This window comes from Cellulophaga sp. F20128 (genome assembly GCF_023015805.1).
GTDB lineage: Bacteria > Bacteroidota > Bacteroidia > Flavobacteriales > Flavobacteriaceae > Cellulophaga.
The window spans coordinates 172,648-197,420 of sequence record NZ_JALKBA010000001.1 but is presented as its reverse complement, the minus strand read 5'-3'; the positions used below and the strand labels follow the sequence as shown (position 1 = coordinate 197,420).

23 protein-coding genes are annotated in these 24,773 nt (G+C 36.9%); 13 read left to right on the top strand and 10 right to left on the bottom strand.

What is annotated here, in order from left to right; all coding sequences use genetic code 11:
- Window positions 1–61: 61 nt before the first annotated feature.
- The 10 genes from MWU65_RS00850 to MWU65_RS00805 all read left to right on the top strand — a co-directional run bounded on the left by MWU65_RS00850 (window position 62) and on the right by MWU65_RS00805 (window position 7,716).
- A complete protein-coding gene (locus tag MWU65_RS00850) occupies window positions 62–1,036 on the top strand; it encodes a polyprenyl synthetase family protein (RefSeq protein WP_247074900.1) in 975 nt (324 codons plus the stop codon).
- A gap of 121 nt (window positions 1,037–1,157) precedes the next feature.
- Window positions 1,158–1,814, top strand: a complete 657-nt coding sequence (locus MWU65_RS00845; protein WP_247074899.1) for a metal-dependent transcriptional regulator — start codon at window positions 1,158–1,160, stop codon at window positions 1,812–1,814.
- Window positions 1,815–1,818: 4 nt separating this feature from the next.
- Complete coding sequence (locus tag MWU65_RS00840; protein ID WP_247074898.1) at window positions 1,819–2,604, top strand: transporter; 786 nt, start codon at window positions 1,819–1,821, stop codon at window positions 2,602–2,604.
- Window positions 2,605–2,611: 7 nt separating this feature from the next.
- Window positions 2,612–3,535 (top strand): zinc ABC transporter substrate-binding protein, encoded by a 924-nt coding sequence (locus tag MWU65_RS00835; RefSeq protein ID WP_247074896.1) that lies wholly within the window; start codon window positions 2,612–2,614, stop codon window positions 3,533–3,535.
- A gap of 6 nt (window positions 3,536–3,541) precedes the next feature.
- Window positions 3,542–4,279 carry a metal ABC transporter ATP-binding protein gene (locus tag MWU65_RS00830; RefSeq protein ID WP_247074893.1) on the top strand — a complete coding sequence of 246 codons (738 nt, stop codon included), beginning with the start codon at window positions 3,542–3,544 and terminating at the stop codon, window positions 4,277–4,279.
- Window positions 4,280–4,312: 33 nt separating this feature from the next.
- Window positions 4,313–4,531: a four helix bundle protein gene (locus MWU65_RS00825; protein WP_247074891.1), complete on the top strand. Its 219-nt coding sequence runs from the start codon at window positions 4,313–4,315 to the stop codon at window positions 4,529–4,531.
- A gap of 14 nt (window positions 4,532–4,545) precedes the next feature.
- On the top strand, window positions 4,546–5,670 hold the full coding sequence (locus MWU65_RS00820) for a metal ABC transporter permease (RefSeq protein ID WP_247074889.1): 1,125 nt from the start codon (window positions 4,546–4,548) through the stop codon (window positions 5,668–5,670).
- Entirely contained in the window at window positions 5,663–6,823 is a 1,161-nt protein-coding gene (locus tag MWU65_RS00815; RefSeq protein ID WP_247074886.1) for a metal ABC transporter permease, read from the top strand. The genes MWU65_RS00820 and MWU65_RS00815 overlap by 8 nt, the downstream gene beginning before the upstream one ends.
- A gap of 53 nt (window positions 6,824–6,876) precedes the next feature.
- Entirely contained in the window at window positions 6,877–7,308 is a 432-nt protein-coding gene (locus MWU65_RS00810; protein ID WP_247074879.1) for a hypothetical protein, read from the top strand.
- Window positions 7,309–7,341: 33 nt separating this feature from the next.
- Entirely contained in the window at window positions 7,342–7,716 is a 375-nt protein-coding gene (locus MWU65_RS00805) for a DUF423 domain-containing protein (protein WP_247074877.1), read from the top strand.
- A gap of 12 nt (window positions 7,717–7,728) precedes the next feature.
- Here the strand turns inward: MWU65_RS00805 and MWU65_RS00800 are convergent, their stop codons facing one another.
- From MWU65_RS00800 to MWU65_RS00770, 7 genes are all read right to left on the bottom strand, one after another.
- Window positions 7,729–9,246: a carboxypeptidase-like regulatory domain-containing protein gene (locus MWU65_RS00800; protein ID WP_247074874.1), complete on the bottom strand. Its 1,518-nt coding sequence runs from the start codon at window positions 9,244–9,246 to the stop codon at window positions 7,729–7,731.
- Between the two features lie 461 nt (window positions 9,247–9,707).
- A complete protein-coding gene (locus tag MWU65_RS00795; RefSeq protein WP_247074869.1) occupies window positions 9,708–10,886 on the bottom strand; it encodes an acyl-CoA dehydrogenase family protein in 1,179 nt (392 codons plus the stop codon).
- A gap of 63 nt (window positions 10,887–10,949) precedes the next feature.
- Window positions 10,950–11,630, bottom strand: a complete 681-nt coding sequence (locus MWU65_RS00790; protein WP_247074864.1) for a methyltransferase — start codon at window positions 11,628–11,630, stop codon at window positions 10,950–10,952.
- 65 nt (window positions 11,631–11,695) lie between these two features.
- Window positions 11,696–13,144, bottom strand: a complete 1,449-nt coding sequence (locus MWU65_RS00785; RefSeq protein ID WP_247074863.1) for a sulfatase — start codon at window positions 13,142–13,144, stop codon at window positions 11,696–11,698.
- Window positions 13,145–13,217: 73 nt separating this feature from the next.
- On the bottom strand, window positions 13,218–13,745 hold the full coding sequence (gene rimM / locus MWU65_RS00780; RefSeq protein WP_247074862.1) for a ribosome maturation factor RimM: 528 nt from the start codon (window positions 13,743–13,745) through the stop codon (window positions 13,218–13,220).
- A gap of 15 nt (window positions 13,746–13,760) precedes the next feature.
- Window positions 13,761–14,294, bottom strand: coding sequence for a 30S ribosomal protein S16 (locus tag MWU65_RS00775; RefSeq protein WP_247074855.1), 534 nt, complete (start codon window positions 14,292–14,294; stop codon window positions 13,761–13,763).
- Window positions 14,295–14,626: 332 nt separating this feature from the next.
- Window positions 14,627–15,301: a hypothetical protein gene (locus tag MWU65_RS00770; RefSeq protein WP_247074853.1), complete on the bottom strand. Its 675-nt coding sequence runs from the start codon at window positions 15,299–15,301 to the stop codon at window positions 14,627–14,629.
- A 323-nt stretch (window positions 15,302–15,624) separates the two neighbouring features.
- Here MWU65_RS00770 and MWU65_RS00765 point away from each other — a divergent pair, with 323 nt between their 5' ends.
- Window positions 15,625–16,095, top strand: a complete 471-nt coding sequence (locus MWU65_RS00765; RefSeq protein WP_247074851.1) for a PA2169 family four-helix-bundle protein — start codon at window positions 15,625–15,627, stop codon at window positions 16,093–16,095.
- 113 nt (window positions 16,096–16,208) lie between these two features.
- Here the strand turns inward: MWU65_RS00765 and MWU65_RS00760 are convergent, their stop codons facing one another.
- Window positions 16,209–17,282, bottom strand: a complete 1,074-nt coding sequence (locus tag MWU65_RS00760) for a lactonase family protein (protein ID WP_247074849.1) — start codon at window positions 17,280–17,282, stop codon at window positions 16,209–16,211.
- A 263-nt stretch (window positions 17,283–17,545) separates the two neighbouring features.
- Here MWU65_RS00760 and dnaE point away from each other — a divergent pair, with 263 nt between their 5' ends.
- On the top strand, window positions 17,546–21,982 hold the full coding sequence (dnaE, locus tag MWU65_RS00755) for a DNA polymerase III subunit alpha (RefSeq protein ID WP_247074848.1): 4,437 nt from the start codon (window positions 17,546–17,548) through the stop codon (window positions 21,980–21,982).
- Window positions 21,983–22,006: 24 nt separating this feature from the next.
- Here the strand turns inward: dnaE and mscL are convergent, their stop codons facing one another.
- Entirely contained in the window at window positions 22,007–22,453 is a 447-nt protein-coding gene (gene mscL / locus MWU65_RS00750; protein WP_247074844.1) for a large conductance mechanosensitive channel protein MscL, read from the bottom strand.
- Window positions 22,454–22,789: 336 nt separating this feature from the next.
- On the opposite strand from mscL, the gene ssb reads away from it, so the two are divergent.
- Window positions 22,790–23,125, top strand: coding sequence for a single-stranded DNA-binding protein (gene ssb / locus MWU65_RS00745; protein ID WP_247074841.1), 336 nt, complete (start codon window positions 22,790–22,792; stop codon window positions 23,123–23,125).
- A gap of 77 nt (window positions 23,126–23,202) precedes the next feature.
- Here the strand turns inward: ssb and MWU65_RS00740 are convergent, their stop codons facing one another.
- The gene (locus MWU65_RS00740; protein WP_247074839.1) at window positions 23,203–24,753 is read right to left on the bottom strand and encodes a M20/M25/M40 family metallo-hydrolase; all 1,551 of its coding nucleotides are present in this window, start codon (window positions 24,751–24,753) and stop codon (window positions 23,203–23,205) included.
- Window positions 24,754–24,773: the final 20 nt, after the last annotated feature.

Sequence of the window (24,773 nt, the reverse complement as noted above, 5' to 3'; positions counted from 1 at the left end):
AATGTATTTAAAAAATTGAAAGTCTTCATCGCTATTTCTTGTATTTTTGAAAAAAAAAGGAATGCATACCATTGATCAGTACCGGGCTTTATTTATTGCTCATTTAAATAAAACCATTCAAGAGAAAAAGCCAGAAAATCTATACAAGCCCATTGCATATATTCTGCAATTAGGAGGAAAGCGGTTACGCCCTATCTTAACCTTGATGGCTGCAGATATTTTTGGAGTAGACTATAAAAAGGCATTGGATGCTGCTATGACCGTTGAGGTTTTTCATAATTTTTCTTTGGTGCATGACGACATTATGGATGATGCTCCCTTGCGAAGAGGCAAACAAACAGTTCATGAAAAGTGGGATGTGAATACAGGGATATTGTCTGGTGATGCTATGCTCATTGAAGCGTACAGGTGGTTAGAATCCTATGAGGATAAGGAGTTTAAAAAGTTAGTAAAATTATTTAGTGAAACAGCATTACAAGTTTGTGAGGGGCAGCAATACGATGTTGACTTTGAAACTAGGGACGATGTTTCTATTGCGGAGTACCTTATAATGATAGAATATAAAACAGCGGTTTTAGTGGCTGCTGCAATGAAAATGGGTGCAATAATAGCAGAGACAACAGATGAGAATCAGAATTTGATCTATGATTTTGGAAGAAACCTTGGAATTGCTTTTCAGTTGCAGGATGATTACCTAGATGCCTTTGGAGACCCTAAAACATTTGGAAAACAAGTAGGAGGTGATATCATTGAAAATAAAAAAACATTTTTGTTTTTAAAGGCGTATGAATTGGCCAATAAAGAAGAAAGAGATTCCTTGGAGCAATTGTTCTCCATACAACCTAATAATACTAAGGATAAAATAGCATCTGTAAAAGGGATTTACCAAGATACAAAAGCAGATGTACTAACCAAGGAGGCTATTGAGGAGTATACAAATAGAGCATTTAAGATATTAGATACACTAAGCATACCTGCCAATAAAAAAGAGCAGTTACAACAATTTGGAATAGGCCTTATGAATAGAAAGGTTTAAAGTACAAGTTTATACCTTGTAAAACTCCTGCAGTTCTTCTAGTGCAGGAGTTTTTTGTTATTAAAATTTAAAATTTAGATTAGTCTAAAAATAATTCATACATTTGTCAAAAAAAGAAGGTATGTTTTCTCAAACGGAAGAAAATTATATAAAGGCTATTTACGCTTTAAGTGTGCAGACGGGGAAGGCAGTAAGCACAAATTTAATAGCTGAGAAGATGGATACTAAGGCATCTTCAGTAACAGACATGATTAAGAAATTGTCTGATAAAAAACTGGTAAACTATAAAAAGTATCAAGGGGTTTCATTGACGAAAATGGGACAAAAAACAGCGCTATCTATTATTAGAAAACACCGTTTGTGGGAGGTATTTTTAGTAGACAAGCTAGACTTTTCTTGGGATGAGGTACATGATATTGCTGAACAGTTAGAACATATTCAGAGTGAAAAACTTATCGATAAGTTGGATGAGCATCTGGGCTTTCCGTCATTTGATCCACATGGTGACCCAATTCCTAATAAAGAAGGGAAATTTAAAGAACGTAAAAAAATACTGCTTTGTGAGTTGCCAATTAGAACAGAAGGGGTTTGTGTGGGTGTAAAGGATTCCTCTAGTCAATTTTTAAAATTTCTTGATAAGAATAAAATTGCCTTGGGTGATAAAATTACAATTGTGGATAGGGAAAAGTTTGATAGTTCTATGCACCTAAAAGTAGGAGAAAGAGCGGTTCATATCTCTCAAAAGATCGCGTCAAATTTATATTTAAAATTAATATAAAAAAATGAGGCTAAAAAAGTTAAGTTTCTTGTTTTTGTTTACAATGGGTTTATCTGTAGCTCAAGAAAAGAAAACAGCTGAGGAAATGGTTACAGATAGGCCCGATGCTACAGAATCATCAAGAGTAGTACCCAAAGGGAGTATTCAAATAGAAACCGGGGCATTTTATGAAACCTATAAGAAGACTTTTATACAAAAGGAACAGTGGGCTTATCATACAACTTTGGTGCGTTATGGGTTGCTCCATAATTTAGAATTGCGTTTAGGAATGGATATGGGGGGTACTTCGGTTGCCTTAAACAACAGTACCATTGGTGTGCTAGATAAAATGATTTCACCCTTGTTGCTGGGAGTTAAAATTGCCATTTCAGAAGAAAAAAATGGACTTCCAGAAATGGCATTTATAGGTCATTTACATTTGCCATTTACAGCTAGTACTATGATTAAACCGGAAACTACCGGAGTAGATTTTAGGTTTGCAGCAACGCATACTTTAAGTGAGCAATCTAGTTTGTCTTATAATGTAGGTATGCAATGGGGAGAAGGTTCTCCAGAAGCGGCTTATGTTTATACCGTGGCTTATGGCTATTCCTTTACATCCAAATTAGGTGGTTTTGTAGAGTTGTATGGTGATCTTCCAGAAAACTCAATTGCCAATCATCTATGGGATACAGGAGTAACATACTTACTTAACGCTAATATCCAATTAGATGCTAGTGTAGGAACTAGCATCACAGACGGACAAGATATTTTAATAAGCGCAGGGGTCAGCTTTAGACTTCCAAAATAAATTTAAAATGAAAAAAACAGCATATTTTATAATGAGTATTCTAGTCCTGTCCTTGGCAGGCTGTAAAACGAATTCTAATAAAGAAACAAACGGGAAATTAAACATAGTTACCACCACAACAATGATTACAGATTTACTTCAGAATGTGGGAGGTGATGCTGTCAACGTAGTTGGTTTAATGGGGAGTGGGGTAGATCCTCATTTGTATAAAGCGAGTGAAGGGGATGTAACCAAATTGGTCAATGCAGACATTGTTTTTTATGGTGGTTTGCACTTAGAAGGGAAGCTCGTTTCTGTTTTTGAGAAAATGGAGAAAACGGGTAAAAAAACGGTGGCAGTTTCAAATGCCATAAATGAAAAAGAACTCATAGGTTCAGAATATTTTGCATCCAATTACGATCCGCATATTTGGTTTAATGTGGACTTTTGGAAGCAAATTACGAGCTATGTGGCCCAAGAACTAATAAAAGTAGACCCCGAAAATGCGACTGTTTATAAGGAAAATAGTAAGGTGTATATAGAAAAACTAAATGCTTTAGATGCAGACATAAAAGCAACGATAGACCAATTGCCAGTTGAGAAAAGAATTTTAGTGACCGCCCATGATGCCTTTAGTTATTTTGGAAAATCCTATGGTTTTCAAGTGGTAGGTTTGCAAGGCTTATCAACGGCAACAGAGGCTGGAGTTCAAGATGTACAGGAATTATCCCAGTTCATTATAGAAAAACAAGTAAAATCTATTTTTGTAGAAAGTTCTGTTCCAAAAAGAACCATTGAGGCGCTACAGGCCTCTGTTCAGTCTACAGGCTTTAATGTAACCATTGGAGGCACTTTATTCTCTGATGCATTAGGAGATATGGGCACTAAAGAAGGTACCTATATAGGAATGTTTACCTACAATGTAACTACAATTGTTACGGCTTTAAAATAAAAACAAATGGAAGAAAAATACGCCATTACAGTAGATGATTTAACGGTTGCCTATAACTATAAGCCTGTTTTGTGGGATATCGATTTAGCGATACCGGAAGGTGTACTTATGGCTATTGTTGGGCCTAATGGGGCAGGTAAATCTACCCTAATTAAATCAATTTTAGGTATTATAAAGCCTATTGCGGGAAGCGTAAAAATATTTGGAAAACCCTACAGCAAACAACATAAAGAGGTGGCGTACGTACCGCAAAAGGGAAGTGTAGATTGGGATTTTCCAACAACGGCATTAGATGTTGTAATGATGGGTACTTATGGTAGTTTAGGATGGATTAAAAGGCCAGGGCAAAAAGAAAAAAAAGCATCCTTAGAGGCGCTCGAAAAGGTAGGGATGTTATCCTTTAAATCAAGACAAATTAGTCAGTTAAGTGGCGGACAACAACAGCGTATTTTCTTAGCAAGGGCCTTGGTTCAAAATGCAAGTATTTATTTAATGGATGAGCCTTTTCAGGGGGTAGATGCAACCACCGAAAGGGCAATTATAAATATCTTAAAAGAACTGCGAAAAGCAGGCAAGACGCTAATTGTGGTGCATCATGATTTGCAAACTGTACCGGAATATTTTGACTGGGTTACTTTTTTAAACGTAAAAAAGATTGCAACTGGCCCTGTTAAAGATATTTTTAATGATGGGAATTTAACAAAGACCTACGGAATTAATTATAAGGTTAGTGTGCAAGAATAGATTGTAGTGGATCGTAATTTAGAAGGTGGCAAAATGGCTGAGATAAAATTTAGATTTGAAGATTTAACGATGAATGAAAAAGCATTGGATTTTGTTTCTTTATCATACGGAAGGTGTAAAAACTTTCCAAAAAATGAGGATTATGCATTTTGTTCTCCGTTTACTAAAGCCCCTACATCCATTGCCTTAAGTATTGCCGAAGGCTCGTCTGATACAGATAAACAGTTAAGAACTAAAAATACTAACCTCTAAAAACTAATCTTGCTTTGAATTTCACAGAATACATAGATTTACTTTTTACAGATTATACCTTGCAAACCATCACCTTAGGGACTGCGGTTTTGGGAGCATTGTGTGGTATGTTGGGGAGTTTTGCCGTATTGCGTAAACAGAGTTTGTTAGGAGATGCAATCTCGCATGCAGCATTGCCGGGAATTGCATTGGCCTTTTTAATTACGGGGTCTAAAGACAGTAATACCTTACTTATAGGCGCCCTAATAAGTGGCTTGGTAGGTACATTTTGGATAAGAGGAATTGTTAAAAACACCCATTTAAAATCGGACACTGCTTTAGGTTTAATTTTGTCATTGTTTTTTGGTTTTGGAATGCTCTTGCTCACATTTATCCAAAAAATGCCCAATGCCAATCAAGCCGGACTGGATAAATATTTGTTTGGGCAGGCAGCAACCTTATTGACTAGTGATGTTTGGACCATGTGTGTTATCGCTGGATTAAGTTTGTTGGTACTGCTTGTTTTTTGGAAAGAATTAAAGCTGATGCTTTTTGATGCCGACTATACAAAATCTTTAGGGTTCAATATAAAGTTTTTAGATGTTCTAATTACTTTTTTTATAGTAGTATCTATTGTAGTTGGCTTACAGACAGTCGGTGTTGTGTTAATGAGTGCTATGTTATTAGCACCAGCGGCGGCGGCGCGGCAATGGACTAATAGTTTAAGTGTAATGGTGGGTCTTGCAGCAATTTTCGGAGCCACTTCAGGGGTTTTAGGAACTGCAATTAGTGCAAGTGCAAACAACCTGTCTACGGGCCCGGTAATTGTATTAATTGCGGCTGTTTTTGTATTGATATCCTTTGTTTTTTCCCCTAAAAGAGGATTATTGTTCCGTGAAATTCGGTATTGGAACAATCGGAAAGATTTACAATTAAACAAAACGCTGGCATTTATGTACCATATTGTTAAAACACATGAAAATATTGACCATCCACACGCCATAAAAATATTAAATAGCTTTCAGGGGTTTACAAGAAAATCGCTTCAAAAACTGGAAGATAGGGAGTATATAACACTTAATAAATCCATGTGGTCCCTTACGGAAAAAGGTTTTGAAAAGGCAGCAAATTTGTATAATCAATCAGAGGAAAATGAGTAGCGCACAAATAGAAATACAACTTATCGCTAGTTTGGTAGCCATAGCATGTGCTATTCCGGGAACTTTTTTGGTGCTCCGTAAGATGGCCATGATTAGTGATGCCATTAGTCATTCTATCTTACCGGGTCTGGTGGTAGGTTTCTTTTTAACCGAAGACCTAAACTCGCCTTGGCTAATATTGTTGGCAGCTATAACTGGGGTAATCACTGTAATTATGGTCGAATTTATACAAAAAACGGGTTTGGTAAAAAAAGACACGGCAATTGGTTTAGTTTTTCCAGCCTTGTTTAGTATTGGCGTAATTCTAATAGCCAAAAATGCCAATGATGTACATTTAGATGTGGATGCTGTTTTGTTGGGAGAACTGGCATTTGCCCCTTTTGATAGGGTCTTGATGAACGGAATGGACTTGGGGGCCAAATCACTTTGGGTCATTGGGATTATCGTTACCGTCACTGTAATTTTATTAGTTACCTTTTTTAAAGAATTAAAAATTAGTACGTTTGATAAACAACTGGCAGCCACATTGGGTTTTTCTCCGCTAGTATTACACTATGGTTTAATGTCTGTTGCGTCTATCACAACTGTTGGTGCTTTTGATGCCGTTGGTGCTATTTTGGTTGTAGCGTTAATGATTGCTCCCGCGGCAATTGCATATTTACTCACCAATAACCTAAAAAAAATGTTGGTTATTGCCGTAATTGCAGGAGTGTCTTCTTCCATTGGTGGCTACTGGGTTGCCCATTATTTGGATGCTTCCATTGCGGGGTCTATGACTACCGTATTGGGACTCTTATTTCTCTTGGTGTATTTATTTGCGCCTAACAAAGGATTAGTCGCGGTCTTGTTCCGACAAAAAAGACAACAAGCAGAAGTGCATTTGCTTACCTTTATGCTGCATTTACAAAATCATTCTGAAGAATCGGAGCGCCATATTAATCATTTACGGGAACATATTAACTGGGGTAAAATACAATCGAAAACAGTGCTCGATTTGGCGCTAAAAAACAATATGATCGTTATTTCTGACGACATCATTTCCCTGACAGAAAAAGGGAAAGGATTTACCGAAAAAGCAATTGATTATATCACAACAAATAGTACTGTGGCAATAGAAAAAATGAAAGAAGATTTCTTTTTGTTTCGAGGGTAATTTTTAAGTGGTATTTTTTTACAAGTTGAATCTGTTGTACATTCGCGCATACCATGACAAATAAAAAAAGAAACTGGTTTTGGAATACTTTAATTGTACTCTCACTTATTGTGGTGGCTATTGCTTTTGTAGTTCATTCTAAAAACTGGATAAAGATTGATGGGGAACAATTTAAAATACTTTCGGGTATCTATTATAAAGAACTTAAGTTTTCAGAGGTGAATGCCGTAAGCATGGTAGATAAAATTCCATCCTTGGAACGGATCAATGGATTTTCAGTAAAAGAAATTGAGAAAGGTATTTTTAAAGATTCTATTCACAAGACTGAGGTGTATATTTTTGTAGATAAATTAACGAGGCAAAAAGTGAAAGTTACCTACAAAGATTCCTTGCAATTGTTTTTTAATGTGTCAGATTCTCTAGAGACCCAAAAAATTTACAGCTTATTTTCTCAAAAAATTGATAGCCTGGCCAAACTGAAGTAAAAGCCTCCTAAATCTTTGAATAAATTCCTTTTTATGATAGTTACAGTCAAAGTATTTGCCGTTTTATACGGTTTACTAGCCGTTATTTTTGGAGCATTTGGTGCACATGCATTAAAGAAAACCTGTACAGTTGATCAACTAAAAAGTTTTGAAACTGGGGTAAAGTATCAAATGTATCATGCGCTTTTGTTATTGTTGTTAGGCTTTAATCTTAGTTTCACCTCCTCCATAGAAGTATATATGGCTTATGCCTTTATTCTGGGAACCTTTTTATTCTCCTTTAGTATTTATGGTCTCTGTATTACTGCTTCCAAAGGAAAGAAAATTAAGGTCCTGGGGCCCATTACTCCTTTGGGCGGTTTACTGCTCGTAATTGGTTGGTGGCTTTTGCTAGTAAGTTTTTTATAAGTTTCGTACTTCTTACTCCTCCGCGGTAAAATCCCGAATGGCCATATTGGGTTCCATAATGTTGTGGCCCTTCCAGAATTCAGGGTCGTATTTGTTTAAGTGTATTGGGCTAATTTTATTCTCCTCCGTATAATTTACAAATTGCGCTTCGGAAATAGGAGAAGTATCAAAAATCACAATCTCATATTTATTAATATTGCTAACCGCCATATCTAATTTCACATAGAGTTCGTTTTGTCTATTTTTTCCCTTTACTATTCTATTTTTTTCAATGATTTTTAAGGGTCTATCGATACCTGCTCTACTACCTATTTCTTTTTCGTAAAATTGTAAATCGTAGGTATTGGCCTTGTTTTTTGAAAAAATCATCTTGCCTCGGGAAATGTTTTCTTGGTATGAAATTCCGAATAGTTTTATGTTTTTTAGATTTTTTACATTTTCATAATCTATTCTAATGATGGCAAAATCATCAGCATTTACATACAATTTACCTTTGTAATCTGCCCCTCTTTTTGGCTCAAAAGTTAAGACATATACTGGAGCATCACCCAAATATGTATAATCTTCTAATTCAAACTCATACCTGCCAGATTTATGGACTACGTTAATATCTGAATCCTCCATAAAGATGAGGTTTTTAAATTGGGAACTTAGGCTGTTTTTTTTCCAAGTGGAATAATGATTTTTTCTGGCTTCTTCACGTTTTTTTCGTTCTTCTAGTTCTTTTTTTAAAGCAATACTGTCTTTTTGTACGTCTGCAATTCCCATTTCTTTCGCATCTATTTTGGTGCCAAAAATGCCAGATTTTATTTTAAAGTAGGAGCCGGGTTTTACATTTTTTTTAATGATATCATTGAACTTTTCTTCCAGTTTTGTGATGTCTAACTCGCTATTTTTGTCATAGAGTCTACATGCCTTTAAAGTGTTTATTTTAAGTTCGTCCCTATTGTAATTCCCGTATAAATCACATAGTATTTCCGAATAACTATTGTCTCTTTTGGGAACTGACCGTAAAACACTATCTAAAAATTCTTTGTTCAACTCTTCTATGGTAGATTTCATAAAAGTATAGTTTGTTTTGTCTAAATTTTGGTGGTAAGACTCCCTGAAGAAGATTTTCTTTTTTGTATAATCTTTGTTGTAATTTTTATCAAGACTGTCTTTTACGAGATCAATAATTTCTTCTGCTGTATAATTCTTGTTGGATACTAAAACCTCTTTTAGTTCTATTGTTTTAGGAACCATATAGATAATGGAATCTTTAATTTCTAGCACTGGAGTAGCAATAGATTCGTATCCAATACAGGAAATAAAAAGGGAATCTTTTTCTGTACTGTTTGTGATTGACAAAGAGAAACGACCTTCTTCATTGGTGATGACTCCCTTTTTGTTAGACAAAACCACGGTCACATACGGAATAGGTTGGTTGGTTTTGGAATCTTCTATACTCGCATTTAGGGTTTGAGTATGGCCTGTATGGAATATTGTAATTGTAAAAAAGATTATAATCAGTTGTGTAGTTTTATACATGTTTTCAGTATCGGTTACTAGTAATCTATATGGAAGACGACGCTATGCTTAATAGTGTTGCCTGACTGTGCTGTAAAATTAATTTGAATGAATTGTTTTGGTTTTAGCGCGTTGCTAATTAAGACAATCCGCAGCTTGAAAAACTAAATTTTTGGATAGTTTTAATACAGAATTAGTTTTTTATTAACGTAATTAAGAGAAAATTAGGAAAAAAGAAGGGAGAAAGACATACTGTAACTAATTACATCCACAATCATCAGTTCCGCATGATTTTTTATTTTTTTTAGAGGAAAAGAGTGATTTTGGAAGAAAAAATTTCTTGGCCAAATACCCAAAAGCTATGGCTGTGGTAATAAAAACAAGTACGGTTTGTATGGTTTCCATAAGCTATCATTGTAGATTTTATTCAAAAAAGGCAAAAACCTTATTTAGAATGTGTAAAGATAGTAAAAATTTTAGAACTACTTAAAAGCATTTAGACCTGTTATATCCATTCCCGTAATTAATAAGTGGATATCATGTGTTCCTTCATAAGTTATAACACTTTCTAGATTCATCATATGCCTCATTATGCTGTATTCTCCTGTTATACCCATAGCACCTAAAACTTGTCTTGCTTCTCTGGCTATCGTTAGTGCCATGTCTACATTATTACGTTTGGCCATTGATATTTGAGCCGTTGTTGCTTTGCCTTGATTTTTTAATTGACCCAGACGCAAGACTAACAATTGTGCTTTGGTAATTTCGGTAATCATTTCTGCCAGCTTCTTTTGTTGCAATTGGTAGGCTCCAATAGGTTTGCCAAATTGAATACGCTCCTTGGCATATCGTAAAGCGGTATCATAGCAGTCCATTGCGGCACCAATGGCACCCCAGGCAATACCATAGCGAGCAGAATCTAAACATCCCAATGGGGCGCCTAAACCACTTTTGTTGGGTAGTAAGTTTTCTTTGGGAATTTTTACATTGTCAAAAATAAGCTCACCAGTTGCAGATGCACGTAAGGACCATTTGTTATGGGTTTCGGGAGTAGAGAAGCCTTCCATTCCGCGTTCTACAATAAGGCCATGTATGCGTCCATCTTCATTTTTTGCCCAAACAACGGCGATATCACAAAACGGGGAATTTGAGATCCATAATTTGGCACCATTTAAAAGATAGTGATCGCCCATATCTTTATATTTGGTTTCCATCCCACTGGGGTTAGATCCGTGGTTGGGTTCTGTTAATCCAAAACTTCCCATAAACTCCCCACTGGCAAGTTTAGGTAGGTATTTTTTACGTTGTTCTTCTGTGCCGTAGGTGTAAATTGGATACATGACTAAAGACGATTGTACGGAGGCCGTAGAGCGAACTCCACTATCACCACGCTCTATTTCTTGCATGATTAAGCCGTAGCTAATTTGATCCAAACCTGCGCCGCCATATTCTTCAGGAATATAAGGGCCAAAAGCGCCAATTTCTGCCAATCCGCTAATTATTTGCTTGGGGAATTCTGCCTTTTGGGCGTATTCTTCAATGATAGGAGAAACGTCTCTTTTAACCCACTGTCGGGCTGCATCTCTTACTAGTTTGTGCTCTTCAGATAGTAAATCATCGATATTGTAATAATCTGGTGCTTCAAATAAATCGGGCTTCATAGCTATGTGTTCTGATTACAATCAAAGATATGTAAAGAAATATAACATTACAAAGTCACGCTGTTACATTTTTAAATAAAAATCTTTAGTAAGGTCAATGTAGTCTTTGGTGTATTGATGTCGCTCTTCCTCTATTATAAGTTCTGTAGTTTCTACAGGAATTATTGCTTGTTGGAATTCTAGAAGACTGCGTTTAATTTCTGCCGTGGCATTCCCTTTCACACGAGTAATCCGCTTAGGGAAAAGCTGAAATGTAGCTGCCATAGCAATGAAATTTTCCTCTTCTTTAAAAGGGATTATGGTAGAAAATAGTCCGTTTTCAGCTAATAATTTTGAGACACCGCTGATCAATTCATCAAAGGGAAGTGAGGAATTTTGACGGGCATTGTCTCTTGCTTCATTACCGCTAGGAACAGCTTCTGCATAAAAGGGAGGGTTAGATACAATTAAATCATACAATTCATCGGTATCTATATCGTCTGTTGCATATTCATCTACAAATTCATCAAAGCCGGCGTGAAAACAAAACAAACGATCTGCCCAAATAGAAGTTTCAAAATTTTCTGTACATTGCTCAAAAGCGGCATCGTCTAATTCTATACCTTCAATGGTGTCTGCAGCGCTACGTTGTGCAAGCATTAAAGCAATAATGCCGGTGCCAGCGCCAATATCTAAAATAGAATAGGGATTGTTGTCTAAAGATGTCCAAGCACCCAATAAAACTCCATCAGTACCTATTTTCATAGCACAACGGTCTTGGGCAATGCTAAACTGTTTAAATTTAAATGGTTTGCTCAATAGAATTGATGTTATTTTTCAGTTGCTTTTTCCACCCTACCAGGTTCGCGGTTTTCAACACCTTGTATACCAGTTAAAGAATCGCCAACCTGTCTACGCATTTCATCGGCCAGTACTTTTATTTTGGCAATCACTTCTGGGTGTTGGTCCGCTACGTTATTCGTTTCGCTAATATCTTGATCTAAATCGTACAATTCAATTTTTTCCATATCAACAAAGCGGTAAGCTCCCGGGAGTCCGTCTTTTCCAGGTTCTTGTCCGTCCATAGTTCTGTACTTATGCGGAAAGTAGAGTTTCCAATTTTTATAACGTACCCCCATAAGTTCATTTACTCTATAGTAAATAAAATAAGCTTCTTGCGGACTTTCATCACTTTCGCCAGTAAATACTTTCCAAGCACTTTTCCCATCAATTTTTGCCGTTGGTAATGGTGCGCCGGTAATCTCGGCAAAGGTTGGCAATAGGTCTATGGCATTTACGGTGGTGTTTATGGTTCTTCCTGCCGTTATTTTTTTAGGGTATTGCATCACAAAAGGTTCCCTGCTTCCACCTTCCCATGCAGATCCTTTTCCTTCCCGCAATGGTAAAGCACTTGCTGCGTGATTGCCATAGGCTAGCCAAGGACCGTTGTCTGAGGTGAATATCACGAGGGTGTTTTCTTCCAATCCGTTTTTTTGTAAGGCTTCAATAATTTGACCTACAGACCAATCTAATTCCATTATGACGTCGCCATACAAACCTCTTTCAGATTTTCCTTTAAACTTATCAGATACATATAAGGGAACATGTGGTTGTGGGTGTGGCACGTATAAAAAGAAAGGATTGTCCTTGTTTCTATTGATGAAATCTACACTTTTTTCTGTAATCCAGGTGGTTAATTGCGACTGTTCCGTTAAAGTATCTATAACGGTTTCGTTTTCATACAATGGCAAGGGAGGAAAATTAAACCATTTGCCTTGCATGGGGTGGTTGGGCCACATATCGTTGGAATATGGAATTCCGTAAAATTCATCAAATCCGTGCCTTGTAGGCATAAAAATAGGATTGTCTCCTAAATGCCACTTGCCGTAAATAGCAGTTTTGTAGCCAATGGATTTTAGCATCTCAGCGATGGTAGTTTCAGAAGAATTAATGCCAGTGGGACTACCAGGTCCTAAGGCGTTATGTATTCCAATTCGGTTGGGGTAACAGCCGGTAAGTATTCCTGCTCTGGAGGCAGAGCAAATGGGTTGAGCCGAGTAGTAATTGGTTAGTTTTACCCCATTTCTAGACATTTTGTCTATATGTGGTGTTTTTATGTTAGGAGATCCAAATACACCTACATCCTGATAGCCTTGATCATCCGTAAAGATTAGAACTATGTTTGGTGGAACTTCCTTTACTTTTATTGTTGTTTTTTTATCATTTTTACATGAGGAAAAAATGATAAGAAGTAATAATGTATAGGGTATTCTAGACATGGTTAAGACGTTTTAAATGCAATAAATTTTTTAAGCGTCTAAGATACTAAAGAGAATTCACTTTTAGGATTCTTTAATTCAAGTATAAATCCACTAAACCTTCTGGAGTAGTCACGAAAATGGTCTTGTTGTCACGGTCTACTTTGGTGATAATTTCATCGTTAATAGGAATTAACAATTGTTTGTCTCCTTTTTGAACTTCAAAAAGTGCCTGTGAGGTAGTGTCGTTTACATTGGTGATATTGCCAATGTCTCCGTGTACTTTGTCTTGTAGTGTAAAACCAATTACTTCATGGTAATAAAATTTATTCCCAGATAATTTCGGTAAAAACTTGAGAGGAAGGTATAATTTTGATCCCATAATGCGATCAGCATCCGATTCGTTTAAGACTTCTTCAAATCGAATTCGCAGTAGACTAGATTTGTGTAGTCTACATTTATCAATAAAAAATGGAATCAGATTGCTTCCTAGTGAAACAAAAACTGATTCCATATTTTCGTAAATTTCGGGTTCATCCGCATCAATTTTCACTAATACTTCACCCTTAAAGCTATATTTTGAAACGATTTTACCTAGGTAGAAACAATCTTCCTTTTGCATCGTTTATAATTTTAACTATTCTTCTTCAGAAGAGGCAACTGCCGCTTCAGCATCTGGTTGTGCAACTTCTTCTTCAGCTTCTTCTACTGCCGGAACTAATGCTGCTGCTGCATCTGCTGCACGCTTTTCATTAATTGCTTTTTCAGCTTCAAAGATTTTAGCCGCTTCGTCAGCTTTCGCTTTATCTAAACCTTCAACTTTTCCTGTAACACTCTTGTCTTTATCAGCAATCCAAGCATTGAATTTTTCTTCAGCTTGCTCTTCAGTTAATGCACCTTTTCGTACACCTCCTGCTAAGTGATGCTTCAATAAAACACCCTTGTAAGATAAAATACGCTTGGCAGTGTCAGATGGTTGTGCACCATTCTCTAACCACTGTACAGCGTTTTCAATGTTTAAATTAATTGTTGCAGGATTAGTGTTTGGATTGTAAGTTCCTAGTTTTTCTAGGTATTTACCATCTCTTTTAGAGCGAGAATCCGCTGCTACTACCCAATAGAAAGGTTTTCCTTTTTTTCCGTGTCTTTGTAATCTAATTCTAACTGGCATATCACATTAAATTTGTAGGGTGCCCGACCCTGGTTATTAATTCTTTTTTTTGCTTTTGACTTAAAAGCGGGTGCAAATATACAATTTCTATTTAATTGGCAATGGTTTCTAGTGCCTTTTTTTATAAAACAGGAAAGGACAATTCTAAACTGTGTTTTATTAGGTAATAGCCACCTCCAAAGATAAGTAACAGTGAAAGGATTATGATTTTAGGATTCTTTTTTTCTTTTCTTTTGAATTGCTTAAATAACATTTGAAGCCCTTTTAAAAAAATAAAAAAGGAAACCAGTTGAAGGAAAACAAATAATATTAATTCCATTACAGTCATAAGTTTAGCTTCTTGACATACACCATCCAAATTCTGCAACAGTGATAGCAATACCGATAGGGCCTAAAAATTTCTTAGCCACATTTTTTAAAATTGATTTTGCTGCCATTCGCGCCCCACTTTCTCCAAGTTCTCTAATTGCGTCAAAGATATTTAGTCCCAAGGCTTCAACTGCGCAGTCTAAGGTTTTATCTTTAGATTCCGTGGCATAGACTTTTGAAACAAATAAATTGGATAAATTCATAGACATTTCTCTAGTGGATGAATTATGAGCTGCTAAAAAGGCTAAGCCGGCTAATACAATTTTGGGGTCAGAAGAATTTCCAAACTCTCTTTCAAAATCGGTGTGATTTATTCCAAAATTTTGAAACATTATTTTAGTTCCTTCAATTAGAGGTTCCAATTCTTGAATTATTAGTGCATTCGTTAAGGTGTTGGAACTTTTACTTGATGGTGCTAAGTCCTTGAATTCTAAATTTTGAATTAATAACTGAAGCTTCGGAGTTGTTTGATTAACTAAATTCTCGAAATTGATAAGCGCTATTTTGTGTGCTTCTTTTTCGTTTAATTCAGGTTCTATACTGCATGCTTGGTTTAGTGTTGTAAAACCTATTAAAACAAACTTTATTAGCAGAATTGCGAACATTCCTTTTGCGAACTTTTTTATTCCATTTTTCATAATTTAAAGTTTTAAAAATTATTAGTATAGACTTTTATTTCGAATTTAAAATGTAAGAATAATCTTTAAAATATGTAAAAATAATTTAAATAACAAGGAAAAAGGCTGTTAAAAAACTTGTAACCGGTTGAAAAACAAGAAAATATATTGTTCAGTTGTTAGGTTTGCGATAAATAACGTAAAAAAACCTTGCGTTGTTTAACAGTCGTTAAGAATAGGCGTTAAACTTAGGCTAAACCGCTGTGTTTTTTTGGATTTGCCCTTTAATCTAGGTAGTTTAGATGGACAAGATTGTTGAGAATCAACACGGTTAATTAATTTAAATGATAAGAGATATTATGAAGTATTCAGAAAAAATTTCAAACAGATTAAACAATTTATTAGAAAAGACATACGATGCCGAAAAAGGGTATAAGCTTGGATCAGAGAAAGTAGAAAACTCTGCTGTGAAACGGTTTTTAGATACTAAGATAGGACAACGCAGAGAATTTGCAGAACAATTGAAAACAGAAATACTAACCTATGGCGAGTTGCCAAAAAAGGAAGGTAGTTTTAAGGGAGATTTGCATAGAACTTGGATGAATATAACAGCCAGTTTGTCTCCAAATGAGACGGAGATAATTTTAAGTGAAGTAGAGCGTGGAGAAAAGGCATTTGTGGCAGAGTACGATGAGATTTTAAAAGATGAAGAAGTTGTGCTAGCGCCCTCCACAGAGAATTTATTGATAAGTCAAAGAAACAGTGTTCAATCAGCATTGAATACTGCAAAAACATATGAAGAGATGATATCTTAAAAGTTTAGGTTTGGTTGATTAGTTTGGAAGGCAGGGCGAGAGTCCTGCTTTTTTTATTTTAACTACTACCAAAACGTAAGTTGTTCCATCCATTTTCTTTAAGTTGCACCCAATTAAAATAATAAACAGACAGGTGTAGGTGCTATTACAGTAGATATCAAGCTAAGTTTTCCAGTCCCCCCATCAATTTTAAAAACAGTAATAGTGTTGCTTCTTTGATTTGCTGCTAATAAAAATTTCCCGCTAGGGTCTAGTGTAAAATTTCTAGGCCAATCTCCCTCAACACCTATGTTCTGAATTTTTTCAAGGGTGCCGTTGGTCGTATTTCTTTTAAAAACTGCGATAGAATTTTCACCCCTATTAGAACCGTATAGGAAGTTCTCATCTTTAGAGAGATGGATATCGGCACAATAACTTTCGCCTTTAAAACCTTCTGCTAAGGTAGTGTCAAAATCAATTTGTTTAAAGCCAGAGCTGGTTCTTTCAACGGAAATTACAGAATTACCATACTCATTAATGATGTATATAAATTGTCCGTTTTTGCTTATGGTGAAATGCCTGGGGCCTAGATTTTCGCTAGTCTCCATAATATTGGGGGTCCCAATTTTGTAGTTGTCGCCTTGTAAGTTATACTGATAAACGGCGTTTGTTCCTAAATCGGCCACGTATAATTCGTCCTTGTAAAATTGAGCCGAATGGGCTCGGGATATCTTTTCTGCTGTGGTATTGTAATTAAAAACCTGAGATGCAGGTCCCAGTGAACCGTTTGCTGTTATGGAGTATACAGAGGCACTTCCGCCGCCGTAATTAGACACTACAGCCAGGCTACCTGCTTTGTTTAATGATATATGGCAAGGGCCTGCACCATTGCTGCTAACTTGGTTTATGTATTCCAAGGTTCCCTCCTCTTTTACTTTAAAGGCAGCGGCATAGCCCCCATCACTGTTGCTTACTGAATAAATATGAGATTTGTCTGGTGAGTAGGCTAGAAAGGAAGGGTTTTTAGTGGCTACCGCCAATTCCATTTGGCTGAGTTCGCCGGTTTGGGTGTTGAATTGGAATTTGTAAATGCCTTCGCTATCACCATCTGTAAATATGCCAACATACAAGGGGATATTTTGTTCTTTGCAGCCTATTAGGGAAATAAAAAGACTACATACTACTAAGGTTATTTTTGTAATTTTCATTGAATGTCTGTATGCTGAGTTAAGAAAGCAATAAAAATAGGCTATTTTTTTAAAAGGAACACGCTTATTCCGAATTGGCAAATTATAGCACTGGAGTGAAGCAATTGTGTTGGCTTTTTGTATTCCTCATATCGACATTTGTTTAAAATTTGTAATAACTTCTCGTAAATGCGCCCGGTATTATATGTAAATTTATACCCTATTTTTTAGCCAGAATTCCTGGGCTGTAAAAATGCCAATTACTGAATCTTGAGACCCAATATATGTACTTAATTTTTGATACTGAAACTACCGGATTACCAAAGCGTTGGGATGTGCCGTTTACGGACACAGACAACTGGCCTAGATGTATACAGATTGCATGGCAATTGCATGATGCTATGGGTAATGTTATAGAACATCAAGATTATTTAATTAAGCCAGAGGGTTTTAATATTCCCTATGATGCAGAACAAATTCACGGTATTTCTACGGCTTTGGCAGAACAAGACGGACATCCGTTAGCGGAGGTTTTAGAAAAATTTAATACAGCCTTACAGAAGACAAAATTTGTTGTTGGACAAAATGTAGGGTTCGACCTGAATATCATGGGGGCCGAGTTTCACAGGTTGCAGGTAGACAATCAATTGCAAGAATTACCCGTTTTAGATACCTGTACAGAACATACGGCTAGTTTGTGTCAGATCCCAGGAGGTAGGGGTGGTAAGTTTAAATTGCCAACCTTAACAGAATTGCATCAGTTTTTATTTGGGGAGCCTTTTGGAGAAGCCCACAATGCAACGGCAGATGTTGAAGCAACCACACGCTGTTTCTTAGAGTTGGTTCGTAAAAAGCAATTTACAATAGAACAGTTAGATGTTCAGCCCGATTATTTTAAAAACTTCTCAGAGGCCAATCCACAGGAGATTCAGTTAATCGGATTAAAACACATCAACCTAAAAAAGGCTTCAAAAAAAATAGCCGATAAACTTTGGGCCCAAGATACCGGAGGTGTTTCAAAAGAAGAGATTAAGGAAAACTTAGCAACATTAGAAACAGCCGAGTTTGCTCACCTGCACAACCATACCCAGTTTTCCATTTTGCAATCTACCATTAGTGTAGCCGATTTAATACAGGCTACAGTTAAGAATAATATGCCGGCGGTTGCAATGACAGATCATGCCAATATGATGGGGGCATTTCATTTTGTGAACGGGGTTCTTAGCCATAATAAAGGAGTGGTTGCTAGGAATGAAGAAAACCAAAAACGCTTTGAAGCTACACAAAACGGAACCTTAGAAGACGGACAAGAACCACTAGCTGAATTGCCAGCCCTAGAAAATGAGATTACGCCTATTGTAGGCTGTGAGTTTCAGGTGTGTGAAGACCATAAAGATAAGTCGCAAAAGGATAATGGGTATCAAATTGTGTTGCTTGCCAAAAACAAAAATGGGTATCATAATTTAGCAAAAATGTCTTCCATTGCCTTTGTTGATGGAAAATATTATGTGCCTCGGATCGACAAAAAAGTAATAGAACAATACAAAGAAGATATCATTGTTCTAACCGGGAACCTATATGGGGAAGTTCCAAGTAAAGTACTTAACGTTGGGGAAAATCAGGCAGAAGAAGCCCTGATTTGGTGGAAAGAACAATTTGGAGACGATTTGTATATTGAGCTTATGCGGCACGGTCAAGAAGATGAAGATCGGGTAAACCAAGTACTTGTTCAATTTGCTCAAAAGCATGCCGTTAAATTGGTTGCCACCAACAACACTTATTATACAAATAAGGAAAATGCCAATGCACATGATATTTTATTGTGTGTAAAAGATGGCGAAAAACAAGCGACACCCATTGGTCGTGGTCGTGGTTATCGCTATGGCCTGCCCAACCAAGAATATTATTTTAAGTCTTCAGAAGAAATGAAGAGCTTGTTTAAAGATATTCCAGAGGCAATTACCAATATTCAAGAAATAATAGCCAAAGTAGAAACCTATACCTTGGCTAGAGATGTATTGTTGCCTGCTTTTGATATTCCAGAAGAGTTTCAATTCCAAGAAGATGCCTTGGATGGTGGCAAACGCGGAGAAAACAAATTCTTACGTCATATCACCTATGTAGGGGCTAAAAAACGCTATGGTGATATTACGCCAGCGATTGATGAACGTTTGGATTTTGAGCTTAAAGTAATTGAAAAAACCGGCTATCCGGGTTATTTTTTAATTGTTGAAGATTTTATTAGAGCAGCTAGAGCAATGGATGTATCCGTTGGACCTGGACGTGGTTCGGCAGCAGGTTCTGCTGTGGCCTATTGTTTGTGGATTACCAATTTAGATCCCATTAAGTACGACCTTCTTTTTGAGCGTTTCTTAAATCCAGATCGTGTATCTATGCCAGATATTGATATCGATTTTGATGATGAAGGCAGGAGTAGGGTTATGGATTATGTGATCAATAAATATGGGAGCAATCAAGTAGCGCAGATTATTACCTATGGTACAATGGCAGCAAAGTCCTCTATTCGCGATACTGCCCGAGCCCTAGATTTACCTTTGGGGGATGCGGATCGAATGGCAAAGCTTATTCCGAACATGTCTAAGCTTAAAAAGATTATTGGGGTCGATGAAAAAATACTAAAAAGTAAATTTAATAGTGAAGAACTAGCAAAAGTAAATGAGCTTATTGCTATTTCAGAAGGTGATGATTTGGAGGCGGAGACCTTAAATCAGGCCTATGTATTGGAAGGATCTGTTCGGAATACCGGTATTCATGCCTGTGGGGTAATTATCACACCCGATGATATTACCAAATTCGTTCCTGTGGCATTGGCTAAGGATTCAGAAATGTACTGTACTCAGTTTGATAACTCGGTCGTAGAAAGTGCAGGCTTATTAAAAATGGATTTCTTGGGTTTAAAGACCTTAACCCTAATAAAAGATACCGTTAAAATTGTAAAAGCAAAACACGGAGTGGACTTGGATCCAGAAAATTTCCCCTTGGATGATGAAAAAACATACGAGCTCTTTCAGCGTGGGGAAACAGTTGGGGTTTTTCAATATGAATCTCCGGGGATGCAAAAACACATGCGGGCATTAAAACCAACGGTGTTTGCAGATTTAATTGCCATGAATGCCTTGTATCGCCCAGGACCTATGGAATATATTCCGAGTTTTATTGCGCGGAAACACGGTACCGAAGAAATTATATACGATTTAGATGCCAATGAAGAATACCTAGCGGAAACCTACGGAATTACGGTGTACCAAGAGCAGGTGATGTTGCTGTCGCAAAAGTTGGCCGATTTTACCAAGGGTGAAGCCGATGTTTTGCGTAAGGCAATGGGTAAAAAACAAAAGCACGTTCTAGATAAGATGAAGCCAAAGTTTATAGAACAGGCTTCTGCAAAAGGACATGCTGCTGATAAATTAGAGAAAATTTGGAAAGATTGGGAAGCCTTTGCAGCTTATGCCTTTAATAAATCGCACTCCACATGTTATGCTTGGATTGCCTACCAAACGGCTTATTGTAAAGCGCATTACCCGGCCGAATATATGGCTGCGGTGCTGTCTAATAATATGAACGATATTAAAACGGTTACCTTTTTTATGGAAGAGTGTAAGCGTATGGGCTTAGAGGTATTGGGGCCAGATGTGAATGAATCGTACTATAAATTTGCCGTAAATGATGCGGGTGCCGTACGTTTTGGTATGGGCGCGGTAAAAGGAGTAGGCCGTGGTGCTGTGGAAACTATAGTAGAAAATAGAAAGGAAGAGGGACCCTTTAAATCGGTTTTTGATTTGGCAAAACGGATCGATTTGCGGGCAGCCAATAAAAAGGCATTTGAAAACCTAACCTTAGCAGGTGGTTTCGATTCTTTTGGAGATTCGCATAGGGCACAATATTTACACCAAGAAGGTGACGGTATTACTTTTTTAGAGAAGGTCATGAAGTACGGTGCTAAGTACCAGGAAAGCCAAAATTCATCGCAGGTGAGTTTGTTTGGTGATGCTAGTGAAGTGCAAATTGCAGAACCTATAGTGCCTCCCTGTGAAGAATGGGGTACCATGGAGAAATTGCGCAGAGAGAAAGAAGTCGTTGGGATTTATATTTCTGGACATCCCTTGGATGATTTTAGTGTTGAAATTAATGCTTTTTGTAATGGAGGTGTAGGTGCCTTTAATACGATGGAGAGTTATGTGAATAAAGAACTTTCTGTTGCAGGGGTAATAGCAGATGTACAGCACCGGATTTCAAAAAATGGTAAGGGCTGGGCCATGTTTACTATGGAAGATTATACAGATACTTACGAGTTCCGAATCTTTGGGGAAGAGTATTTAAAGTTCCGACACTTTCTCATGATTAACTCTTTCGCTTATGTTAAAATATATGTGAAAGAAGGTTGGGTAAATCGCGATACGGGTAAAAAAGGAGATCCTAGACTACAGTTTAATAGCTTTATGCTCTTGCAAGAGGTGATGGAACACTATGCTAAAAAACTGACCATAAAATTAAATATAGATACTTTAAAAGAAGAAGATGTGTTCAGTTTAAAAAGAACGTTGTCTTGTGAAAATGGAACTCATCCGTTGCAGTTTGAAGTGTATGAAATGGAAGAGCAGGTGAAAGTGGAGCTATCTAGTAGAAAGCAAAAAATAAATATAACCAATGAATTGTTAACCCAACTGGCAGAAAACGAAGTAATATTTAAATTGAATTAGTGCGTTTGAAAACGACAATTTTCTTTAGTTGTTCTTTTTTCGTAACAATGCATTCTGTTCTTCCATCAGTTCAGTAAGGCTAGAGAGTAGTTCAATATCTTTGGGTGTGGTTACCGTTTTGTTTTTGGCGTCATGCGATTTGTTGCGTAATCTGTTCATTGCTTTTACCACTAGAAATACTGTAAATCCTACAATGATAAAGTCTAAAAAGGCTTCAAAAAAAGCACCATAGGCAATAGAAACTTCTTGTGAGCTTATGGTGCCATCGGCAGCCAAAACAGCATCGCGTAATACATAAATCTTGTCTTGAAAATTTAAACCATCAGTAAGTAGGGATAGGGGAGGCATAAATATTTTTTTTACCAATACATCGATGACCTTATTAAAAGATGCGCCAATGATAATACCAATGGCCATATCCATCATATTCCCTTTCACAGCAAATTCTTTAAACTCTTTTAGAAATTTCATAGTTCTTTTTTAAAAATCGATTGGAGCAAGATACCAAATGTTGCCGAAATGGAGAAGGCCATTTTCTGAAAAAACAATCTTTTTAATGCTAAATGAATGAGGTGTAAGTGGTGCTATATTTTTGTTATCGGGTTTTTCAAGTGGATTTAAAATTTGAATACAATAACGTAAGTAGTTGAAAATAAGAAATAAAAAAGTTTTTAAATGACTACAAACATTTACAACCGAAAGTAAATACTTTTCAACCGAGTAAACTTTGAAGTCTGTTTTAGGTTTGCAGTGTCAGTGGATAAGAACGCTGATTGCATTAACTGTTTAACATTAAAAACAAATATTATGAACGCACTTAGAAACAAAGTACAGTTGATTGGGAATTTAGGAAATGATCCAGAAATTATTAATCTAGATGGTGGTAAAAAACTAGCAAAGTTTTCCATAGCTACCAATGAGTCGTACAAAAACGCCGCTGGCGAGAAAGTAACAGATACCCAATGGCACAATGTTGTGGCCTGGGGTAAAACTGCAGAGATTGTAGAAAACTACTTAACCAAAGGCAAGGAAATTGCCTTGGAAGGGAAATTGGTAAATCGTTCATACGAAACCAAAGAAGGTGAAAAAAGATACATCACCGAAATTAATTGCAACGAGCTTTTAATGTTAGGGAAAGGATAATTGTTCCTAACAGTATATTGAAAAAGGGATGATTCTTAGGATCATCCCTTTTCTATTTAAATACACTAGCTTACTTTTTATTTGCCTCCATCGCGATTAGGAGATCTTGGGCTTGGCCAATTTTGTTGTTCCCCTGTTCTTCTACTGATAGGTAAAACGGCTTTTTCACGTGAAGACCGCTCTGGATCTTCACTAGCCATATAGGTTAATATTGCCGTAAGAATAACGTTGTTACGTACGTCATCAAACACAATTTTATCATAGGTATCTAGGTTGGTGTGCCAGGTGTAGTTCCAGTAACTCCAGCTTAAGGAGCTTAAATTAAATGCCGGTGCTCCTGCTGCAACAAAAGAAGCATTGTCAGAACCGCCTCCACTAGGAGATCCTGGGAATGATGTTTCAATATGCTTGGTGACATCATTAGGAACGGCAGACAGCCACCTTCCGATATAGTCATACGAATTTAAAAATCCAGCTCCGGAAATATTGACCACTCTTCCGGTACCGTTGTCCTGATTAAAAACAGCTTGAATATTTGCTACAATCTCCGGATGGTCTTCTACAAAAGCGCGAGAACCATTTAAGCCTTGCTCTTCACTTCCCCAATGGCCCACTAGAATTGTACGTTTTGGGTTTGGATAAATTTCTTTTAAGATTCGGGCTGCTTCCATCATTACTATGGTGCCTGTACCGTTGTCTGTAGCTCCTGTTGCACCATCCCATGAATCGAAATGTGCAGAAAGAATAATGTATTCATCCGGGAATTCAGAACCTTTAATCTCAGCAATGGTGTTAAAGTTTGGTACTGTTCCCAATTCCTTAGATTCTGCTACTAATTTAAGGGTAGGCTTGGCTCCACTTTCTGCCATTCGGTACAATAATCCATAATCTTCTAAGGTAAGATCTATCACCGGTACCTTTTTGGTGTTCGCACTAAATATTTTATTTGCACCAAAACCATTAGACCATCTGGATTGGATTATTGCAACGGCACCAGCATCTTCTAAGGCTGTGTTAATGGTTCTGGAAGAAAAGCCAGTTTTTGCAAGTCGTTCACGCCATGCTTTGGTTGCCTCATTGCGGTCTTCCTTCATTTTAATAAAAGATTCTTCCGTAGCAAATTCTTCCCAATTGTAATCGGGTCTCCCCGTAGGCTGGTCCATAGAAACCAAAACAATTTTTCCTTTTGCACTAGATAACCATCTATTAAAGGCTAAGGAATCTGAAACTTCAGGAAGCACCACAACTTCTGCAGTAACCCCTTTTTTAGGGGTGCTAGGACTCCAAGCTAGCTGCATACCATTAAGGCTTACAACTCTTGGTGAAACCAGATCTACATGGGTTATACCGCGTTCCCAACCACGCCATTTTCCCCATTCTTCATTCCTGGCTTCAATACCCCATTTTTTATAGGTAGCCACAGCCCAATCATTAGCTTGTTTCATTTGAGGTGTACCCACAAGTCTTGGACCTATAACATCCATTAATTGATGCGCTAAAGATTCTAATTGAGAATTTTCATTGGCTTCCTTAATTATTTGATCTACAATTTCGGTTTTTGTTTGTCCGCTTACCATAAGGCAGCTTAAAAACAGAGAAAAGGCAAAGATGGAAGTGATTTTTTTCATTTTTTATATCGTTTTGTTAA

What these genes read in the sequence shown, in the direction of transcription:
- MWU65_RS00850 (WP_247074900.1), top strand. Translation starts at nt 62, where the DNA reads ATGCATACCATTGATCAGTACCGGGCTTTATTTATTGCTCATTTAAAT.
- MWU65_RS00845 (WP_247074899.1), top strand. Translation starts at nt 1,158, where the DNA reads ATGTTTTCTCAAACGGAAGAAAATTATATAAAGGCTATTTACGCTTTA.
- MWU65_RS00840 (WP_247074898.1), top strand. Translation starts at nt 1,819, where the DNA reads ATGAGGCTAAAAAAGTTAAGTTTCTTGTTTTTGTTTACAATGGGTTTA.
- MWU65_RS00835 (WP_247074896.1), top strand. Translation starts at nt 2,612, where the DNA reads ATGAAAAAAACAGCATATTTTATAATGAGTATTCTAGTCCTGTCCTTG.
- MWU65_RS00830 (WP_247074893.1), top strand. Translation starts at nt 3,542, where the DNA reads ATGGAAGAAAAATACGCCATTACAGTAGATGATTTAACGGTTGCCTAT.
- MWU65_RS00825 (WP_247074891.1), top strand. Translation starts at nt 4,313, where the DNA reads ATGGCTGAGATAAAATTTAGATTTGAAGATTTAACGATGAATGAAAAA.
- MWU65_RS00815 (WP_247074886.1), top strand. Translation starts at nt 5,663, where the DNA reads ATGAGTAGCGCACAAATAGAAATACAACTTATCGCTAGTTTGGTAGCC.
- MWU65_RS00810 (WP_247074879.1), top strand. Translation starts at nt 6,877, where the DNA reads ATGACAAATAAAAAAAGAAACTGGTTTTGGAATACTTTAATTGTACTC.
- MWU65_RS00805 (WP_247074877.1), top strand. Translation starts at nt 7,342, where the DNA reads ATGATAGTTACAGTCAAAGTATTTGCCGTTTTATACGGTTTACTAGCC.
- MWU65_RS00800 (WP_247074874.1), bottom strand. Translation starts at nt 9,246, where the DNA reads ATGTATAAAACTACACAACTGATTATAATCTTTTTTACAATTACAATA.
- MWU65_RS00795 (WP_247074869.1), bottom strand. Translation starts at nt 10,886, where the DNA reads ATGAAGCCCGATTTATTTGAAGCACCAGATTATTACAATATCGATGAT.
- MWU65_RS00790 (WP_247074864.1), bottom strand. Translation starts at nt 11,630, where the DNA reads ATGAAAATAGGTACTGATGGAGTTTTATTGGGTGCTTGGACATCTTTA.
- MWU65_RS00785 (WP_247074863.1), bottom strand. Translation starts at nt 13,144, where the DNA reads ATGTCTAGAATACCCTATACATTATTACTTCTTATCATTTTTTCCTCA.
- rimM (WP_247074862.1), bottom strand. Translation starts at nt 13,745, where the DNA reads ATGCAAAAGGAAGATTGTTTCTACCTAGGTAAAATCGTTTCAAAATAT.
- MWU65_RS00775 (WP_247074855.1), bottom strand. Translation starts at nt 14,294, where the DNA reads ATGCCAGTTAGAATTAGATTACAAAGACACGGAAAAAAAGGAAAACCT.
- MWU65_RS00770 (WP_247074853.1), bottom strand. Translation starts at nt 15,301, where the DNA reads ATGAAAAATGGAATAAAAAAGTTCGCAAAAGGAATGTTCGCAATTCTG.
- MWU65_RS00765 (WP_247074851.1), top strand. Translation starts at nt 15,625, where the DNA reads ATGATAAGAGATATTATGAAGTATTCAGAAAAAATTTCAAACAGATTA.
- MWU65_RS00760 (WP_247074849.1), bottom strand. Translation starts at nt 17,282, where the DNA reads ATGAAAATTACAAAAATAACCTTAGTAGTATGTAGTCTTTTTATTTCC.
- dnaE (WP_247074848.1), top strand. Translation starts at nt 17,546, where the DNA reads ATGTACTTAATTTTTGATACTGAAACTACCGGATTACCAAAGCGTTGG.
- mscL (WP_247074844.1), bottom strand. Translation starts at nt 22,453, where the DNA reads ATGAAATTTCTAAAAGAGTTTAAAGAATTTGCTGTGAAAGGGAATATG.
- ssb (WP_247074841.1), top strand. Translation starts at nt 22,790, where the DNA reads ATGAACGCACTTAGAAACAAAGTACAGTTGATTGGGAATTTAGGAAAT.
- MWU65_RS00740 (WP_247074839.1), bottom strand. Translation starts at nt 24,753, where the DNA reads ATGAAAAAAATCACTTCCATCTTTGCCTTTTCTCTGTTTTTAAGCTGC.